The sequence below is a fragment of the Blastococcus sp. OS1-29 genome (genome assembly GCF_057628075.1).
In genome coordinates this window covers 132,169-150,355 of record NZ_JBXXJK010000008.1, presented here as the reverse complement: position 1 = coordinate 150,355, position 18,187 = coordinate 132,169, and the positions used below count along the sequence as shown (strand labels likewise).

Here is an 18,187-nt window from a genome sequence, read left to right as displayed (position 1 = left end):
AGGTCCCCATGGGTCTGCCCATCACCCTGTCCGAGATCGCTCCCCGCATCTCCGCCGGCGCGTTCATCCTCAACAGCGGCCTCGGCAAGCGCGGGGCCGACGCCGAGGCCGCGGCCGGCATGCACGGCTTCGCGGCGGGCACCTACCCGTTCCTGAAGAACCTGCAGCCGCAGCAGTTCGCCTCGCTGCTGTCGACGACGGAGATCGCCGTCGGCGCCGTCCTGCTGACCCCGTTCGTGCCGACAGCGGTCGCCGGGGCCGCGCTGACCGCGTTCTCCGGCGGTCTGCTCGGGCTCTACCTGCGGACGCCGGGCATGCGCAAGCCCGGCAGCCTCGCGCCGACCGAGCAGGGCCTCGCGATCGCGAAGGACAGTTGGCTGCTGGGCATCGGCATCGGCCTGCTCACCCGCGGCACGATCGACCGCCCGCAGCCGCGGCGGATCCGGAAGGCGGCGAAGAAGGTCGCCAAGGCCGAGGCGAAGGCCCGCAAGATCCACAAGCGCAACGTCGGCGGGTGAACCGATCGGGACCCGGCGTCGTGGTCAGGGGGGACAGGCCGCCACCGACCACGAGGAGAGCCCGTGTCCCGCATCCCCCACCTGCGCCGCATCTCCCGCCTGGCGACCGGCGCCGCGGTGCTCGCCCTCGGCCTCGGCGGGCTGACCGCCTGCGGCGGGGGCGCCTCCGGCTCGAACGCCGGCGCGAGCACGACGACCGCGTCGGCGGCCGCGTCGAGCAGCGCCGACTCCTCGGCGGCCGCGTCGTCGGACTCGGGCAGCTCGTCGGAGACGGAGGCGCTGACGGCCACCGAGACCAACTTCAAGATCAAGCTCGACGAGGACCACGTCAAGGCCGGCAGCTACACGATCACGGTGGTCAACGACGGCGAGGCCACGCACGACCTCGCCGTCGAGCAGAACGGAACCACCATGGCGAAGTCCGACAGCATCGGCCCGGGTGACAAGACGACCCTGAAGGTCGACCTCGCGCCGGGCCAGTACGTCTTCTACTGCTCCATCGGCAACCACCGGGCGATGGGGATGGAACTCACGGTCCAGGTGACCTGATGACCGCCCCCACGATCACCCGGCGTCGTCCGGGCAGCGGCGTCCTCTGGACGCTGCGGGTGCTCGGCGCCCTGCTGCTGGCGGGTATGGGCTGGATCCACCTGCACCTGTGGCTGGACGGCTACCGCTCGATCGATGTCATCGGCCCGGCGTTCCTGCTCAACACCATCGCCGGGTTCGGGCTCGCGGCGCTCCTGCTCGTGACCCCGCGGGCGCTGCTCGCGTGGGTCGCCGCACTCGGGGCGCTCACCGCCCTGGGCACGCTCGGCGGCCTGGTGGTCGCCACGACCGTCGGCCTGTTCGGCTTCAAGGAGTCCACGGACGCCGCCCTGTGGTGGGAGTCGCTGTGGGTCGAGGTCGCCACCGTCGTCGTCCTCACCGCCCTGGCTGCGCTGGCGGCACTGGCCGCCCGCCGGCGCGACTGACCGGAGCGGGCGGAACCCCCCACCCGCCCGCTCCGGTCGGTGTCAGCCCCAACCGCCCGCCGATGTCAGCGGACGCCGAGCAGGTGCTCCATGGCGAGCTGGTCGAGGCGCTCGAACCGCAGACCGCGCGCGCCGAGGGCCACGGGGTCGAACGTCTCGGCGCGCAGGTCCTCCAGCGACTCCCCCTCGCCCAGCGTCGGGACGGCGAGCTCGCTCACCCGCGCGGCCTCCAGCGCCTCGGCGACCTCGGGGTCGGCCCGGAACGCCACCGCCTTCTCCCGGAGGATCAGGTAGTTGCGCATGCAGGCCCGCGCGGTCTCCCAGACGCCGTCGATGTCCTCGGTGCGCGGAGGCTTGTAGTCGAAGTGCAGGTAGCCGTCGTACGCCCGGCCGCTCCCGCCGCCGAGCAGGGTGTCGACGGTCCAGAACGCGCCGCGCAGGTTGCCCGCGCCGAAGCGCAGGTCCTGGTCGAAACGCGGGCCGTGCTGCCCGTTGAGGTCGACGTGGAAGAGCTTGCCGTGCCACAGCGCCTGCGCGATGCCCTGGGCGAAGTTCAGCCCGGCCATCTCCTCGTGCCCGACCTCGGGATTGAGGCCCACGCGGTCGGGCTCCTCGAGGGAGTTGATGAACGCCAGCGCGTGCCCGATCGTCGGCAGCAGGATGTCACCACGCGGCTCGTTCGGCTTGGGCTCCAGGGCGAACCGGATGTCGTAGCCCTTGTCCCGCACGTAGCCGCAGAGCAGGTCCAGACCCTCCTTGTAGCGGTCGAGGGCGGCGGCGACGTCCTTGCTCCCGCCGGACTCCGCACCCTCGCGACCACCCCAGAGCACGTAGGTTTTCGCGCCCAGCTCGGCGGCCAGGTCGATGTTGCGCAGCACCTTGGCGACGGCGTAGCGGCGGACGTCGCGGTCGTTGGCAGTGAAGCCACCGTCCTTGAACACGGGCGCGCCGAACAGGTTCGTCGTGGCCATCTCGACGCCCATGCCGGTCTCGTCCAGCGCCTGGCGGAAGCGCTTGAGCGTCTCCTCGCGCGAGGCGTCGTCGGGCACCAGGTCGTCGTCGTGGAAGGTGATGGCGGCCGCGCCCAGCTCCGCGAGGCGGTGCACGGACTCCACCGGGTCCAGCGGCGGCCGGACGGGGCCACCGAAGACGTCGACGCCCTGCCAGCCCACGGTCCACAGGCCGAAACTGAACTTGTCGTCCTTGGTGGGGGTGTAGTCGGTCATGCGCTGCTCTCCGTCCGGGTCGTGCGGTCGAGGGTCGTGCTGTCGACGGACGTGCCGTCGGAGGTGCAGATGGGCACCAGGGTGGGGTCGTCGAACACCGCTTCCAGGGCCACGTGCGCGCCGCCGCGGACGGCGGCGGTGAAGCCGAGGGTGGACAGCACGACCCGGGCGCCGGCCAGCTCCGGGCCGAAGACGCGCCGCCGCAGCTCGGCGGTCATCGGCTCGGTGAAGAAGCGGCCGAGGAAGCCGAAGTAGCCGCCGAGGATGATCACGCCGGGGTTGAACAGGTTGATCAGCACGGCCGCGCCCGTGCCGAGGTTGGTGCCGACCTTCTCGAGGGCGGCCAGCGTGCGGGCGTCGCCGGCGTCCGCGCGGGCGGCGATCTCGGCCAGCCGGACCTCCAGGTCGCGCTCGGGGTCGTGCACCGGGTCGTCGGGGTCGGCGGCCTCGCGCAGCAGCGCGCTGAGGCCGACGACGGTCTCCCAGCAGCCCCGCCGTCCGCAGCCGCACACGGCATCGGCATCCCCCAGCGCGGTGTGGCCGACCTCGCCGGACAGCCCCCCGACCCCCCGGAGCAGCTGGCCGCCGGCGATCACGCCGCCGCCGACACCGACCTCGCCGGTCAGGTAGACGAGATCCGGCGTGCGGGCCTCCTCGCCCATGACCCACTCCGCGATCGCGGAGAGGTTGGCGTCGTTCTCGACGCGGATCGCGCAGTCGAGGCCGGTGCGGGCGCGCAGACCGTCGAGGACGGCGACGTCGTGCCAGCCGATGTTGGGGGCGTACGTCGCCACGCCGTCGATGCTGCGGACCAGGCCGGGCACCGCGACGGTGAGCCCGACGGGGGCGGCCCCGCGGGCATGCGCGGCGTCGACGGCCTCGGCCACCAGGGCGGCGACCGCGTCCAGGGTCCCGTCGGCACCGAGCGCCGGGACGTCGAGAGCGATGAGGTGCTCGAACAGCACCTCGCCGCGCAGGTCGAGCACCAGGGTGGCGGCGTAGTCGACGTTGAGCTCGACCCCGATCCCGCAGACACCCGCGCCGTCCAGGTGCACGATCAGCCCGGGCCGGCCGACGGATCCGGCGCGGTCGACGTCGCCGGCGGTGATCAGCCGCCGGTCGATCAGCTCGGCGACCAGGCTGGAGACGGTGGCCTTGTTCAGCCCGGTCTCCTGGGCGATCCGGGCCCGGGACATGGACCCGGCGTCACGCAGGTGACGGAGGACCAGCCCGAGGTTGCTGCGGCGGACCGTGGCCTGGTCGGCCGGGGTGTGCCGGTGTCCGGGCGAGCGGTCGAAGCGACTGCGCTCGTCGGTCATGCCACCCCCAGGTCGGTCACGACCATTTGTCGGACTGGTCAACAAATTATTTCCGCCGCGCGCCCGCGGTCAAGACGGCCCGGCGCCGTTACCGAACAGCAACGCGGGCGGGACCCGGCGGCAGCTCCAGAACAGTATGTTCGCCGCCCCGACGAAGAAAGGGTGCCGTCGCTAGGGTGCCGCCCATGATCCTGTGCTCCCCGCTCCCCCGCACTCGGCGGTGACCCTCGTCGCGGGGGTCGACACCTCCACGCAGGCCTGCAAGGTGGTCGTGCGGGACGCGGAGTCGGGCGCGCTCGTCCGGGCCGGCCGCGCCCCCCATCCCGACGGCACGTCGGTCGACCCGAGGGCGTGGTTGCAGGCGTTCACGGCGGCCGCTGCCGGGGCCGGCGGCCTCGACGACGTCGCCGCACTGTCGGTCGGGGGCCAGCAGCACGGCATGGTCTGCCTGGACGCGGACGGCGCCGTCGTCCGCGACGCCCTGCTGTGGAACGACGTCCGTTCCGCCGGCGCGGCCGCCGATCTCGTCCGCGAGCTCGGGGACGGCGACGAAGTGGTCGGGCGGCAGGCATGGGCGGACGCCGTCGGTGTGGTGCCGGTGGCGTCCTTCACCGCCACCAAGCTGCGCTGGCTCGCCGACGCCGAACCCGCGAACGCCGACCGGACGGCGGCCGTCTGCCTCCCGCACGACTGGCTGACCTGGCAGCTGTCGGACGACGGCGGCCTCGGCGCCCTGGTGACCGACCGCGGGGACGCCAGTGGCACCGCCTACTGGTCGGCGCGCACCGGGGAGTACCGGCTGGACCTCCTCGAACGGGCGATGCGCGGACGGACGCCCGCGGTGCCGCGCGTGGCCGGGCCCGCGGAGGTGGTCGGCGTGCTGCGCGGCAGCTCCGCCGTCCTGGGGCCCGGCACCGGCGACAACGCGGCGGCCGCCCTGGGCCTGGCCGCCCGCCCGGGCGACGTGATCGTCTCGATCGGCACCTCCGGCGTCGTCTCGGCCGTCTCCCCCACCGCCGTCGCCGATCCGACCGGTACGGTCGCCGGCTTCGCGGATGCGATCGGCCTGCACCTGCCACTGGTGGCCACGATGAACGCCGCCCGGGTGCTCGACGCCGCGGCGGCCCTGCTCGGGGTGGACCACGAGCGGCTCTCCGACCTCGCACTGTCGGCACCGTCGGGCGCCGGCGGCCTGGTGCTCGTGCCCTACCTGGAGGGCGAGCGGACGCCGAATCTGCCGCACGCCACGGGCTCGGTGCACGGGCTGACGCTGCGCACCTCCACGCCCGCGCACTGGGCCCGGGCCACGGTCGAGGGGCTGCTCTGCGGGCTGGCCGACGGCATCGAGGCGGTGATCGCCCAGGGCGTCAGCATCGAGCGGGTCCTGCTGATCGGCGGCGCCGCCCGGTCGCCGGCGGTCCAGCGGCTCGCGCCCGGGATCTTCGGCCGGCCGGTGCTGGTGCCACCCCCGGGCGAGTACGTCGCGGACGGCGCAGCCCGCCAGGCCGCCTGGGCGCTGTCGGGGGCGGGCGCTCCCCCGGAGTGGGACCAGCCGGGACTCCAGGAGTTCGAGTCGGCTCCGGCGGACGCCGTCCGCGCGCGCTACGCCGAGGTGCGCGGCCGCACCGACGGTCAATGAGGGGACCGCACCGCATCCGCGGTCCTCGACGGGTACGTCGCGGGAACCCCGGGTAGGCGAGACGGGAAGCAGTGTGTCCTGGATCGCTCCGGCCCTGCAGGGGCCGGGACAGGGCCAGGTGGGAGGATGGATTCATCATGACGACATCACCAGCGCGTGTCCCGGCCCCGAGTGATTCCTCGAACGGGCGGCCACGCGTCGTCATCATCGGCTCGGGTTTCGGCGGCCTGTTCGCCGCACAGGCCCTGCGCAAGGAGCCGGTCGACGTCACGGTCATCGGCAAGACGAGCCACCACCTGTTCCAGCCGCTGCTCTACCAGGTGGCCACCGGGATCCTGTCCGAGGGCGAGATCGCGCCCCCGACCCGGGAGATCCTCCGCCGGCACGAGAACACCCGGGTGCTGCTGGGCGAGGTCACCGACATCGACCTGACCGCCCGCACGGTCACCTCGTACGTCCTGGGCCGCACCACCGTGCACCCCTACGACGAGCTGATCGTCGCCGCCGGCGCCGGCCAGTCCTACTTCGGCAACGACCGGTTCGCCGAGTTCGCGCCCGGCATGAAGAGCATCGACGACGCGCTCGAGCTGCGCGGCCGCATCTTCGGCGCCTTCGAGCTGGCCGAGCTGGCCACCGACCAGGCCGAGATCGACCGGCTGCTGACCTTCGTCGTCGTCGGCGCCGGTCCGACCGGGGTGGAGATGGCCGGCCAGATCGCCGAGTTGGCGCACCGCACGCTGCGCCGCGACTTCCGGAACATCGACCCGACGACCGCCCGGGTGGTGCTCCTCGACGCCGCTCCCTACGTGCTGCCGTCCTTCGGCGAGAAGCTCGGCGGGCGCGCGCGCCGCCAGCTGAACAAGATCGGCGTCGAGGTGCAGCTCGGCGCCATGGTGACCGACGTCGATGCCGACGGCCTCGAGATCAAGGACGCCGACGGCCAGGTGCGCCGCATCAACGCCGCCACGAAGATCTGGGCGGCCGGGGTGCAGGCCAGCCCGCTGGGCCGGCTGCTCGGCGAGCAGTCCGGCGCGGAGGTGGACCGCGCCGGCCGGGTGGCGGTCCAGCCCGACCTCACCCTGCCCGGGCACCCCGAGGTGCACGTCGTCGGCGACATGATGTCGCTGGACAAGCTCCCCGGGGTCGCCCAGGTGGCGATCCAGGGCGCCCGCTACGCCGCCGACGCCATCAAGCGGCGGCTCGCGGGCAAGGCCCCCCAGGGCCCGTTCCGCTACCACGACAAGGGTTCGATGGCGACGATCTCGCGGTTCTCCGCCGTCGTGGACCTGGGCAAGCTGAAGTTCGAGGGCTTTCTCGCCTGGCTGATGTGGCTGGCCCTGCACCTGTTCTACATCGTGGGGTTCAAGAGCCGCATCACCACGGTCCTGCACTGGACGGTGAGCTTCCTGGGCCGCGGCCGCGCCGAGCGGGTCGCGACCCAGCAGCAGGTCTACGGCCGGCTCGCGCTGGAACACGTCGGCCCCCACTTCGAGGCATCGAAGACCGGCGGGCCGAAGGACATCGACCTCGAGGAGCCCGACACCGGGCGCACCGCCTGACCGGAGCCCGGCGCAGGGCTCAGCCGCTCTCCAGGGCCGTGCCCTCGCGCACGATCCCGGCGGCCACCTGGCGCCAGTCACCGGTCCGCTGCCACGTCCGGCGCTGCCGGGCGGCCGAGGTGCCCCGCTCGAAGAGCCGTTCGGTCAGCTCGACGGCGACGTCCCACTCGTCGTGGTCGCGCAGGTCGTCCTGGAGCTCGGCGAGCAGCCGGCGGACGGCGGTGCGCGCGGGGACGAGCTCGCCCCGCAGCACGTCGAACAGCTGGCCGTCCAGGCCGAACCGGGCGGCGCGCCAGCGTGCCGCGCGCAGGAGTTCGGGCCGCAGGTCGGAGCAGGCCTCCCCGCGCTCGGCCCGCGCGGCCAAGACCCGCACCAGCGATCGCGCCAGCCCGGCGTGCAGGACCACGTCGTCCACCTCGGTGCACACGTCGGCCAGCCGGAACTCCAGCGTCGGCAGGTGGCTGGAGGGGCGGAGGTCCCAGTAGAGGTGCGAACCGTCGGCGACCACGCCGGAGGTGACCAGCCCGGAGACGACCTCCCGGAACGCCTCGGCGCTGCCCAGGTACTCCGGCGGACCGGTCATCGGCCACCGCGACCACCACATCGTGCGGTAGCTGTGGTGCCCGGTGTCGACGCCGTCGTGGAACGGCGAGCTGCCGGTCATCGCCAGCAGCACCGGCAGGTAGGGGCGGGCGCGGTCCATCACCGCGACCGCGGTCTCCAGGTCGGGCACCCCGACGTGGACGTGACACCCGCAGATGTCCTGCTGCAGGGCCAGCCCGGCCCACCGGGCGACCATCGCCTCGTACCGCGGCGCCGGGGTGATGTCCTGCTGCTGCCAGCTGTCGAACGGATGGGTGGACGACGCCAGGATGCGCACCCCGGCGCGCGCCGCCGCACCCGCTGCCTCCGCTCGCGTGGTCACCAGCTCCGTCCGCAACTGGGACAGGGTGGTGCAGATGCCGGTCACCGCCTCGAGCTGCGTGGTGGTGATCTCGGCGTGCAGGTGCGGGCCGGCCTCCCGGCGCAGGACGGCCGCGGAGAGCGCCGGACTCCGGGTCAGCCGGTAGCTCCCCGGGTCGACGAGGTGGAACTCCTCCTCGACACCGAGCGTGGCGCCCGGGGGTGCGGGCCGGGCGTCGCGCAGCGGCTCCGGATGTCGTTCCACCGACTGGTCGACCACCACGCGCGCTCCTGTGCACGGAAAGGGCGCCGGGTCGGCACCGCCGCTGCCCCGGGACGCGGGGTCGGCTGGTGGTCAGCCGCAGGTGCGACGGTAGGGCCCCGCGGGGCGGCGCACCAGGTGCCTGCGATCTCGTCCGGTCGGTGGGCGGCGCGTGTTCGCTCAGGGCAGCACGAACGCCCTGTCCACCGGCCGCCACACGGCGTTCACTGGAAGCGCGTAATCGAGTAATCATCGGGGAGGCCGCAGATGAGCGCCGCACCGGAACCGGACGTCGAAGCGGCACTGGACGCCTACTCGCGGATCGTCACGGCGGTGGCGGCCGAGGTGACCCCGCACGTCGCCGCGCTGCAGGTGACCGGTCGGGACGGCCGCGGTGGAGCCGGTTCCGCCGTCGTCGTCTCCGCGGACGGGCTGCTGCTCACCAACGCCCACGTGGTCGGGCAGTCGACCCGGGGCCGCGCGGTGTTCGGCGACGGGTCGGAGGCCGACGTCGACGTCGTCGGCGCCGATCCGCTGTCGGATCTCGCGGTGGTCCGGGCCCGCAGCGCGACACCACCGCCCGCGGTCCTCGGGAGCGCCGAGAACCTGCGGGTCGGGCAGCTCGTCGTCGCCGTCGGCAACCCGCTGGGCCTGGCCGGCTCGGTGACCGCCGGCGTGGTCAGCGGGCTGGGCCGCTCGCTGCCGACGCGGGACGGCCACACGGCGCGAGTGGTCGAGGACGTCATCCAGACCGACGCCGCGCTCAACCCGGGCAACTCGGGGGGCGCGCTGGCCGACTCCGCGGCGCGGGTGGTGGGCATCAACACCGCAGTCGCGGGCTGGGGGCTCGGCCTCGCCGTCCCGATGAACGACACGAGCCGGCGCATCATCGCCGCGCTGACCGAGGACGGCCGGGTCCGGCGGGCCTACCTGGGGCTGGTCAGCACGCCGTCCCCGCTGCCGAGGACGCTGGCCGAGCGCACCGGGCGGACCCGGGGACTGCGGATCGTCGACGTCGTCCCCGGCGCGCCGGCCGACCGCGCCGGGCTCAAGCCCGGCGACCTCGTGCTCGAGGCCGCACGGCGGCCCGTGGCCGACGCCCAGAGCCTGCAACGGCTGCTCTTCACCGAGTCGATCGGGCGGCCACTGCCGATGACCGTCTACCGCAACGGCGCCATGGTCGACGTGATCACCTCGCCGTCGGAGCTCACCGGCCGGTGACCCGGGGTGACACCCCGTCCGCCGGTCGCACGGATCCGGCATTCCGGCGGGAGGATGGAGGCATGCACGCCGATCGCCGCACCCCCGTGGCGCTGCTCGCAGTGCTCTACGCGTGCAGCGGCGCGCTCTGCGTGGCCGCGGCCGTCTGGCCGCTGCATCCCCGCAGCCCCGTGCCGCTGTTCGTCGTCATCGGCGTCATCGGCCTGGGCGGCGCAGCGCTGTTCGCCGTGCTCGGCGCACGGACCCGCTGGCCGGCGATCCACGCAGCGGTGGCACTCGCCGGCGTGCTGGTGGGGCTGCTGGCCTGGCGCTCGGCGACCGCCGCCGGCATCGTCGGCCTCGGACCGATCCTGATCGCCATCGGGCTGTACGCCGCGTACTTCTTCCGGCTCGCCGCCGCCCGGCTGCACGTCCTCGCCCTCGTCGCGTTCGCCACCGCGGGCGCGATCGCCGCCGAGCCCGGGCATTTCACCGTGCCCTGGGTGGCGCTGGTGCTGGCGACCGTCTGTCTCACCGAGGCGCAGGGCCGGCTGGCGCACAGCCTGCGCACCGCAGCGACGACCGACCCGCTGACCGGGGTGGCCAACCGCCGGGCGTGGGAGGGCGAGGCCGCCCGCAACCTCGCCCGGGCGCACCGGACCGGAGAGCCGCTGAGCTTCGCGATCCTCGACCTCGACTCCTTCAAGGTGGTCAACGACCGGGAGGGACACGGAGCCGGCGACGCCCTCCTCTGCGAGCTCACCGCCGGCTGGTCGCGACGGCTGCGCGGCGCGGACCTGCTCGGACGGTACGGCGGCGACGAGTTCGTGCTCTGCCTGCCCGGCACCGACGAGGCCGGCACGTGGCAGGTCCTGCGCCAGCTGGAGGAGACCCACGACTTCCCCTGGTCTGCCGGCGTCGCGACGGCTTTGGCCGGCGACGACCTGGGCACCGTCCTCGCCCGCGCCGACGGCAACCTCTACGAGCAGAAGCGCACCGGCCGCCGCGCCTGAGAAATCGTCACCCCCCGGTCCTAGCGTCAGCAGGACCACGCACGGACGACGGAAGGCGACCCCATGACCGGCACGACCACCTCCCTCGGCGCCGAGCGGGCCGACCTCCTCGAGGCGCTGACGGCGCACCGGAACTTCCTGCGGTTCACCGTGCGGGGTCTCACCGACGAGCAGGCCACCCAGCGGCCCACCGTCAGCGAACTGACGCTGGCGGGGCTGATCAAGCACGTCGCCGGTACGGAGGCGGCATGGGTGCGGTTCATCGAGGGCGGCCCCGAGGCGATGAGCAGCGACTGGAGCCCCGAGGCGTGGGCCCGGGAATGGCGGCTCGAGCCGGGCCAGACGCTGGCCGGGCTGCTCGACGACTACGCGGCCGTCGCCGCCCGCACCGACGAGCTGGTGGCCACCCTGCCCGATCTCGACGTCTCGCACCCGTTGCCGGCGGCGCCCTGGTTCCCGCCGGGGGCGCGGCGCTCGGCGCGTCGCGTCTTCCTGCACATCATCGCCGAGACCGCACAGCACGCCGGCCACGCCGACATCCTGCGGGAGACGATCGACGGCCAGAAGACCATGGGGTGAGCTCAGTCCGCGGCGACGGCCGCCACGACGTGCTCCAGTGCGGCGAGGCTGTGCCCGCTGACGAACGCATCGCAATACGGCAGCGCCGCGGCCATCCCACCGACGAGCGGGGCGTACCCCGCTGCGGCCTTCCGCGGGTTGACCCACACGATCCGGTGCGCGAGGCGACGCAACCGGCGCATCGACTCGGCGACGTCCTCCGGGTCGTCGGTCGCCCAGCCGTCGGACAGCACGACGACGACCGCGCCCCGCGCGAGGCCCCGACGACCGTGCAGCGAGACGAACCGTCCGATGCCCTCGGCCAGCCGGGTCCCGCCGGCCCAGTCGGAGGATGTCTCCCCGGCACGGGCGAGCGCGAGGTCGGGATCGCGGCCGGCCAGCTGGCGGGTGAGCCGCGTCAGCCTCGTCGAGAACACGAACGCCTCGGCGCGCGCGCCGGCGACCGCGCCCTGCAGGAGGGTCAGGTAGACCCGCGTGTACGGCTCCATCGACCCGGAGACGTCGCACAGCAGGACCACTCGCCGGGGCGCGCTCCGCCGGGTGGCGTGGACGAGCCGGGCGGGATCGCCGCCGGTGCGCTGGGCGGCGCGGACGGTCCGCCGCAGGTCCAGGGAGTCGCCGCGGCGGGAACTGGGGCGCACCCGCCGGCTGCGCCGTTCGGGAGTGCTCAGGACCAGGCGCCGGACCAGGTCGCGGACGCCGGCCAGCTCGTCGGCGGACAGCTGCGCGAACGAGGTGTGCCGCAGGCGCTCCTCCGGCGACGCGGCGGCCAGCAGCACCTCGCGCTCGCTGCCCTCGCCGTCCTCCCCGCCGCCGGCGACGCCCGTGCCGGAACCGCCGTCTCCGGGCGTGGCGGGCCGGTCGTCAGGGGGCACCGGCCGGGTGCGCGGTTCGGACCCGATCGGCGGCGGCGCGTTGGGGTCACCGCGGCTGTCGGCGGGGTCGAGCCGACCGTCGAAGACCGCGGAGAACACGGCGTCGAACACCGGCAGCTGCGCGCGGTCGGTGACCAGGCTGACCCGGCAGGCCCAGTACAGCGCCGCCCGGTCGACCGGCGGGACCAGCGCCAGGGCGCGGGCCAGGCCGGCCGCGCGCTCGGGCGGGGCGGGCAGCCCGGCCCGGTGCAGGGCCGTCGTGAGCGCGACCGCCAGCGGCCCGGGTCCGATGTCGGGGAGGTCAGGCACCGGCCAGCCAGGCGGCGCCGCGCGTGCGGGCGAGCTCCTGGTCCTCGCGGTTCTTCAGCACCGAACCCCACGTCGCCTCGACGGCGACCGGATCCAGCCGTTTCAGGCCGAGCACGCTCAACGCGGCGACCCAGTCGACGACCTCGGCGATGCCGGGCGGCTTCACCATGTCCAGGGACCGGAGCCGGCCCACCGCGGCCGCCACCGGAACCGCCAGCGACGCGTCGCTGCCCGGCACCCGCCGCCGCACGATCTCGGCCACCCGCTCCGGTGAGGGGTAGTCGATCCAGTGGTAGAGGCACCGGCGGGTCAGGGCGTCGTGCAGGTCCCGGGTCCGGTTGGACGTCAGGACGACGACCGGCGGGTGTGCCGCCCGGATCGTGCCGAGCTCGGGCACGGTCACCGCCGCCTCGGCCAGCACCTCGAAGGTGAACGCCTCGAACTCCGCATCGGCCCGGTCGATCTCGTCGAGCAGGAGCACCGCGGGCCGCGGTCCGGGGTGCTCGATCGCCTGCAGCAGCGGCCGGCGCAGCAGGTAGTCGGCGCCGAACAGGTCGTCCTCGCCCAGCGGTGTTCCGTGGGACTCGGCGACCCGGATGCCCAGCAGCTGCCGGGGATGGTTCCACTCGTACAGCGCCTCGGCGGCGTCGATGCCCTCGAAGCACTGCAACCGGTAGAGCGGCGTGTCCAGCACGCGGGCCAGCGCCTTGGCCGCCTCGGTCTTGCCCACCCCCGGCTCGCCCTCCAGGAGCAGGGGCTGGGGCAGGCGGACGCCGAGGAACAGCGCCGTCGCGAGTCCTGGGTCGGCCAGGTAGTCGACGTCGTCCAGGGCAGCGGTCAGCGCCTCGACGTCGGGGACGCGCGCCCGGACGTCGTCCTCGGCGCCGGCCCGCGCCGGCTCAGGAGGCGCGGGCATACCGGTCCGGGTCGGCGAGGAACGTCGTCCGGCAGCCCTCGCAGCAGAACCACGTCGTGACGCCGTCCACCGTGGCGTGCGGCGAGGTGTCGACCGCCGCGACGGTCATGCCGCAGACGGGGTCGAGGGCGCCGGCCGGGCCCTGCGGCGGGGCGGCCACCTTCTCCGCCGACCGCCGTTCCGCGACCAGCTCGGTGAGCACCGAGAGCGCGATCTCCGCCGCCGTGCGGGCGCCGATGTCCAGCCCGGCGGGGCTGTGCACCCGGCTGCGCTGCTCGTCGCTCACGTCCAGGGCGGCGAGCACGGCGGCGCCCCGGATGCGGCTCGCGATCAGCCCCACGTAGGGGACGCCGAGCTCCAGCGCCGCGGTGAGCGCCGGCTCCTCGCCCCGGCCGTGGGAGGCGACCACCACCGCGGCGTCGCCCGCCTCCGGCCGGGCCTGGTCACCGGACACCAGGTGCACGTCGAAGCCGAGCGGCCGGCCGAGGTCGGCGAGCGCGACGGCGATCGGGCTCTCCCCGACCACCAGCACCCGGGGGGCGGGCACCCGCGGCTCGAGAAAGATCTCGACCGAGCCGCCCGACAGGCACGGGTTGGCCACGGTGACCGCGCCCTCCTCCGAGCTGGTCGGGGCCACCTCGCCGGGCACGATGCGCAGCAGCAGCGGCTGGTTGGTCGACAGCGTCATGAGCCCGTACTCGCGCACCGACGCCTCGGCGCACGTGCCGCCGACGAAGCCGTCGATCGACCCGTCGGCCCGCACGAGCGCGGTGTCGCCGGCGTGCGCGCTGGTCGGCTTCTGGGCGCGGACGACGGTGGCCTGGACGAACGGCTCCCGGCCGCGGGTCAGCTCCGCGGCGGTGTCGGGAACGCTCATGCGGAGAGACCTCCATTCCGGTGGTCGGTTCGGCCCCGCTGCAGGGGCCCACCGCGAGCCTGCGAGCGGTGGGGGGCAGCGGGGTCCTTCTTCAGATCGGCGGGGTCGGGTGGCCCTGCATGGCCTCCCAGACCCGCGCCGGGGTGCAGGGCATGTCCATGTGCGTGACGCCGAACGGCGCGAGCGCGTCGACGACGGCGTTGACCACGGCCGGCGGCGAGCCGACGGTCGCGGACTCCCCGATGCCCTTGGCGCCGATCGGGTGGTGCGGCGACGGGGTGACCGTGTAGCCGGTCTCCCAGTCGGGCACCTCCATGGCGGTCGGGATCAGATAGTCCATGAACGAGCCGCCCAGGCAGTTGCCCTGCTCGTCGAAGCCGATGAACTCCATGAGCGCCATGCCCACGCCGTCGGTCAGCCCGCCGTGGATCTGGCCCTCGACGATCATCGGGTTGATCCGGGTGCCGCAGTCGTCGACGGCGACGAACCGCCGGACGTGCACCTTGCCGGTACCGGCGTCGACGTCCACGACGCAGATGTAGGCGCCGAACGGGAACGTGAGGTTCGGCGGGTCGTAGGTGACCTCGGCGTCGAGGTTGCCGTCGATCCCCTCCGGCAGCGTGACGGTGCCGTGCGCGCCGAGGGCGACCTCCTGGATCGTCTTGGCCGCCGACGGGTCACCGGTCACGAAGAAGCGGCCCTTCTCCCACTCGAGGTCCTCCGGGCGCGTCTCGAGCATCGCCGCGGCGATCGCCTTCGCCTTGTCCCGGACCTTCCGGGCGGCCAGGGCCACCGCCGCGCCGCTGACCGGGGTCGAGCGGCTGCCGTAGGTGCCCAGGCCGAACGGCGTCTGGTCGGTGTCGCCCTGCACGACCTGGATGTCCTCGGTCGGGATGCCGAGCTCCTCCCCCACGATCTGCGCGAACGTCGTCTCGTGGCCCTGCCCCTGGGTCTGCACCGACAGCCGGACGACGGCCTTGCCGGTGGGGTGCACCCGCACCTCGGCGCCGTCGGCCATGCCCAGGCCCACGATGTCCATGTGCTTGCGGGGACCGGCGCCCACGGTCTCGGTGAAGAACGAGACGCCGATGCCCATCAGCTGGCCGCGGGCCCGCTTCTCCTCCTGCTCGCGCCGCAGGTCCGGGTAGCCGACCTGCTCCATGCACATCCGCAGCGCCGGGGCGTAGTCACCCGAGTCGTACTCCCACCCGGTCTTGTTCTTGTAGGGGAACTGCTCGGGGCGGATGAAGTTCTTCAGCCGCAGTTCGGCGGGGTCCATCTCCAGCTTGCGGGCCAGGATGTCGACCATCCGCTCGACCAGGTAGACCGCCTCGGTCACCCGGAACGAGCAGGCGTAGGCCACTCCGCCGGGCGCCTTGTTCGTGTAGACGCCGGTCACCGAGCAGTAGGCGGCCTCGAGGTCGTAGCTGCCGGTGAAGATGGAGAAGAACCCGGCGGGGTACTTGGTCGGCTGCGCGGTCGCGTTGAAGGCCCCGTGGTCGGCCAGCACGTGCGTGCGGACGGCGAGGATCTTGCCGTCCTTCGTCGCCGCGACCTCGCCCTTCATGATGTAGTCGCGGGCGAACGAGGTGCTCATCAGGTTCTCGGACCGGTCCTCGACCCACTTGACCGGCTTGCCAGTGACGATCGATCCGACGACCGCGCAGATGTACCCCGGGTAGATGCCGACCTTGTTGCCGAAGCCGCCGCCGATGTCGCCGGCCAGGATGCGGATCTTGTGCTCCGGGATCCCCGCGACCATCGCGTACAGGGTGCGGTGCGCATGCGGCGCCTGGGTGGTCTCGTACAGCGTCAGCTTGCCGTCGATCGGGTCGTAGTCCGCGACGGCGCCGCAGGTCTCCATCGGGGCCGGGTGCACCCGCGGGTAGACCACCTCCTGGCTGACGACGACGTCGGCCCGCGCGAAGACGGCATCGGTCTCGCCCTTGTCGCCGGCCTCCCAGTCGAAGATGTGGTTGTCGGTCTGCCCCTCCTTGTCGTCCCGGATGACCGGCGTGCCCGGGTCCAGGGCGCGGCGGGCGTCGATGACCGGGGGCAGGTCCTCGTACTCGACGTCGATCAGCTCGAGCGCGTCCCGGGCGGAGTACCGGTCGTCGGCGACGACGAACGCCACCTCCTGCCCCTGGAACCGCACCTTGTCGGTGGCCAGCACCGCCTGCACGTCGGCCGACAGGGTGGGCGCCCAGGCGAGGTTGAGCCCTTCGAGGTCCTTGCCGGTGATGACGGCATGCACCTTCGGGTGGGCCAGCGCCTCGGTGGTGTCGATGGAGACGATCCGGGCGTGCGCCAGCGGCGACCGGAGGATGGCGCCGTGCAGCATGCCGGGCAGGACGACGTCGTCGATGTAGTGGCCCTTGCCGCGGATGAAGCGCGGGTCCTCCTTGCGCTGGATGCGCCCGTAGCCGATCGGCCGGTCCGGGGCGCCCTGGGCGGGGTTGGGCTCGCGCTCCTGCGGCATCGGCGAGCGTTCCTGGACGGTCGTCATGACTCCTCCTCGCTGGCGCTCGTCGTCGCCATGACGAGTCGTGCTCTGTTCCTGGATGACCTCGCAAGCTCGGTCATGCAGGCACCTCCTGCTCGGTGGTCGCGGCGGCCGGGTGGGCGGCGGCCCACTGGACGGAGCGGACGATCGTGGCGTAGCCGGTGCAGCGGCAGATCTGGCCGGAGATGGCCTCGCGGATCTCGGACTCGTCCGGATGGGGATTGCGGTCGAGCAGCGCGCGGGCGGTGAGCATCATCCCGGGCGTGCAGAAGCCGCACTGCAGGCCGTGCTCCTCCATGAAGCCCTGCTGCACGGGGTCCAGGGTGGCGCCGTCGGCCAGCCCCTCCACCGTGCGCACCTCGTGCCCGGCGGTCATGGCCGCGAGCGCGGTGCAGGACTTCACCGGTTCGCCGTCGACGAGCACGACGCAGGTGCCGCAGTTGCTGGTGTCGCACCCCCAGTGGGTGCCGGTGAGGCCGAGCGACTCGCGCAGGAAGTGCACGAGCAGCAGCCGCGGTTCGACGTCGCGGGTGACCTCGGTCCCGTTGACGGTCATCGTGACCTGCATGGTCAGCCTCCCTGGACAGCGGTCGGGTGGGCGGCGCGGTCGAGCGCCCGGGTCAGCACGCGGCGGGTGAGCTCGGCAGCCAGGTGGCGCTTGTAGTCGACCGGTCCGCGCTGGTCCTCGATCGGCGAGCTGGCGGCGCGGGCCAGATCGGCCGCCTCGGCGAACAGGTCCTCGCTGGGCCGCTCGCCCACGAGGACGGCGGCTGCGTCGGTCGCCAACCCCTCCAACCCGAGCGCGGTGAGCCCGATCGTGGCGTCGGCGATCGTGCCGTCCTCGGCCATCCAGAGCGCGGCGCCGGCCGCCCCGACCGCCCAGTCGCCGACCCGCCGCTCGACCTTCTCGTAGGCGCTGCCCTGGCGTTGCCCGATCGGGAAGCGGATCTCGGTGAGCAGTTCGTGCTGCTCGCAGGCGGTCTCGTAGGGCCCGCGGTGGAACTCGTGGATGTCGACCATCCGCTCGCCGGTCCGCGCGGTGATGAAGACCTGGGCGCGCAGCACGTCACAGACGGTGGTGAGGTCCTCGGCCGGGTCGGCCTGCCCCAGCGAGCCGCCGATGGTGCCGCGGTTGCGCACGACCGGGTCGGCGATCACCCGCTCGGCGTCGTGGATCATCGGGAACAGCCGCGCGATCACGTCGGACGCCAGCAGATCGGCGTGGCGGGTCAGCGCGCCGACGCGCAACCAGTCGCCGTCCACGGTGATGTGCCGCAGCTCGGTGAGGTCGTTGATGTCGATGATCCACTCGGGCCGCGCCAGCCGCAGTTTCATCATCGGCAGCAGGCTGTGGCCCCCCGCGATCACCCGGGCCTCGGGGCCGTGCCGTTCGAGGAGCTCGAGGACGTCGCCGACGCTCGTGGCACGCACGTAGTCGAACGGAGCAGGTACCTGCACGGGGACACCCCCTCACCCGGGCCCCGACGCTGAGGACCGGTGCTCTGGACCTTGTCC

General features: G+C 73.7%; 17 protein-coding genes. 8 read left to right on the top strand and 9 right to left on the bottom strand.

Features of this window, described 5'->3' with window-relative positions; all coding sequences use genetic code 11:
* Nucleotides 1-8: 8 nt before the first annotated feature.
* From AC2H4J_RS20160 to AC2H4J_RS20150, 3 genes are all read left to right on the top strand, one after another.
* Nucleotides 9-518, top strand: a complete 510-nt coding sequence (locus AC2H4J_RS20160; protein ID WP_487466691.1) for a hypothetical protein — start codon at nt 9-11, stop codon at nt 516-518.
* 63 nt (nt 519-581) lie between these two features.
* Nucleotides 582-1,067 (top strand): cupredoxin domain-containing protein, encoded by a 486-nt coding sequence (locus AC2H4J_RS20155; protein ID WP_487466690.1) that lies wholly within the window; start codon nt 582-584, stop codon nt 1,065-1,067.
* Entirely contained in the window at nt 1,067-1,492 is a 426-nt protein-coding gene (locus AC2H4J_RS20150) for a hypothetical protein (protein ID WP_487466689.1), read from the top strand. The genes AC2H4J_RS20155 and AC2H4J_RS20150 overlap by 1 nt, the downstream gene beginning before the upstream one ends.
* Nucleotides 1,493-1,557: 65 nt before the next feature.
* Here the strand turns inward: AC2H4J_RS20150 and xylA are convergent, their stop codons facing one another.
* Both xylA and AC2H4J_RS20140 read right to left on the bottom strand, forming a co-directional pair.
* Nucleotides 1,558-2,718 carry a xylose isomerase gene (xylA, locus tag AC2H4J_RS20145; RefSeq protein ID WP_487466688.1) on the bottom strand — a complete coding sequence of 387 codons (1,161 nt, stop codon included), beginning with the start codon at nt 2,716-2,718 and terminating at the stop codon, nt 1,558-1,560.
* A complete protein-coding gene (locus tag AC2H4J_RS20140; protein WP_487466687.1) occupies nt 2,715-4,037 on the bottom strand; it encodes an ROK family transcriptional regulator in 1,323 nt (440 codons plus the stop codon). Before AC2H4J_RS20140 ends, xylA begins: the two co-directional genes overlap by 4 nt.
* A 193-nt stretch (nt 4,038-4,230) precedes the next feature.
* On the opposite strand from AC2H4J_RS20140, the gene AC2H4J_RS20135 reads away from it, so the two are divergent.
* Together AC2H4J_RS20135 and AC2H4J_RS20130 are read left to right on the top strand one after the other, a co-directional pair.
* Nucleotides 4,231-5,676 (top strand): xylulokinase, encoded by a 1,446-nt coding sequence (locus AC2H4J_RS20135; RefSeq protein ID WP_487466686.1) that lies wholly within the window; start codon nt 4,231-4,233, stop codon nt 5,674-5,676.
* A gap of 137 nt (nt 5,677-5,813) precedes the next feature.
* A complete protein-coding gene (locus AC2H4J_RS20130) occupies nt 5,814-7,235 on the top strand; it encodes an NAD(P)/FAD-dependent oxidoreductase (protein WP_487466685.1) in 1,422 nt (473 codons plus the stop codon).
* Between the two features lie 19 nt (nt 7,236-7,254).
* On the opposite strand, the gene AC2H4J_RS20125 is transcribed toward AC2H4J_RS20130, so the two are convergent.
* Nucleotides 7,255-8,421, bottom strand: a complete 1,167-nt coding sequence (locus tag AC2H4J_RS20125; RefSeq protein ID WP_487466684.1) for a carboxylate-amine ligase — start codon at nt 8,419-8,421, stop codon at nt 7,255-7,257.
* Between the two features lie 246 nt (nt 8,422-8,667).
* On the opposite strand from AC2H4J_RS20125, the gene AC2H4J_RS20120 reads away from it, so the two are divergent.
* From AC2H4J_RS20120 to AC2H4J_RS20110, 3 genes are all read left to right on the top strand, one after another.
* A complete protein-coding gene (locus AC2H4J_RS20120) occupies nt 8,668-9,621 on the top strand; it encodes a S1C family serine protease (protein WP_487466683.1) in 954 nt (317 codons plus the stop codon).
* Between the two features lie 62 nt (nt 9,622-9,683).
* Nucleotides 9,684-10,613, top strand: a complete 930-nt coding sequence (locus AC2H4J_RS20115; RefSeq protein WP_487466682.1) for a GGDEF domain-containing protein — start codon at nt 9,684-9,686, stop codon at nt 10,611-10,613.
* 63 nt (nt 10,614-10,676) lie between these two features.
* Nucleotides 10,677-11,192 (top strand): DinB family protein, encoded by a 516-nt coding sequence (locus AC2H4J_RS20110; RefSeq protein ID WP_487466681.1) that lies wholly within the window; start codon nt 10,677-10,679, stop codon nt 11,190-11,192.
* 2 nt (nt 11,193-11,194) lie between these two features.
* Here AC2H4J_RS20110 and AC2H4J_RS20105 read toward each other — a convergent pair whose 3' ends face one another.
* The 6 genes from AC2H4J_RS20105 to AC2H4J_RS20080 form a co-directional block, all read right to left on the bottom strand.
* The gene (locus AC2H4J_RS20105) at nt 11,195-12,376 is read right to left on the bottom strand and encodes a vWA domain-containing protein (protein WP_487466680.1); all 1,182 of its coding nucleotides are present in this window, start codon (nt 12,374-12,376) and stop codon (nt 11,195-11,197) included.
* Nucleotides 12,369-13,292, bottom strand: coding sequence for an AAA family ATPase (locus AC2H4J_RS20100; protein ID WP_487466679.1), 924 nt, complete (start codon nt 13,290-13,292; stop codon nt 12,369-12,371). The genes AC2H4J_RS20105 and AC2H4J_RS20100 overlap by 8 nt, the downstream gene beginning before the upstream one ends.
* Entirely contained in the window at nt 13,276-14,169 is an 894-nt protein-coding gene (locus AC2H4J_RS20095; RefSeq protein WP_487466678.1) for an XdhC family protein, read from the bottom strand. Before AC2H4J_RS20095 ends, AC2H4J_RS20100 begins: the two co-directional genes overlap by 17 nt.
* Before the next feature lie 91 nt (nt 14,170-14,260).
* Nucleotides 14,261-16,675 (bottom strand): aerobic carbon-monoxide dehydrogenase large subunit, encoded by a 2,415-nt coding sequence (locus tag AC2H4J_RS20090; RefSeq protein ID WP_487466677.1) that lies wholly within the window; start codon nt 16,673-16,675, stop codon nt 14,261-14,263.
* A gap of 73 nt (nt 16,676-16,748) precedes the next feature.
* A complete protein-coding gene (locus AC2H4J_RS20085; RefSeq protein WP_487466676.1) occupies nt 16,749-17,240 on the bottom strand; it encodes a (2Fe-2S)-binding protein in 492 nt (163 codons plus the stop codon).
* A gap of 2 nt (nt 17,241-17,242) precedes the next feature.
* Nucleotides 17,243-18,130: an FAD binding domain-containing protein gene (locus AC2H4J_RS20080; protein ID WP_487466675.1), complete on the bottom strand. Its 888-nt coding sequence runs from the start codon at nt 18,128-18,130 to the stop codon at nt 17,243-17,245.
* Nucleotides 18,131-18,187 lie beyond the last annotated feature (57 nt).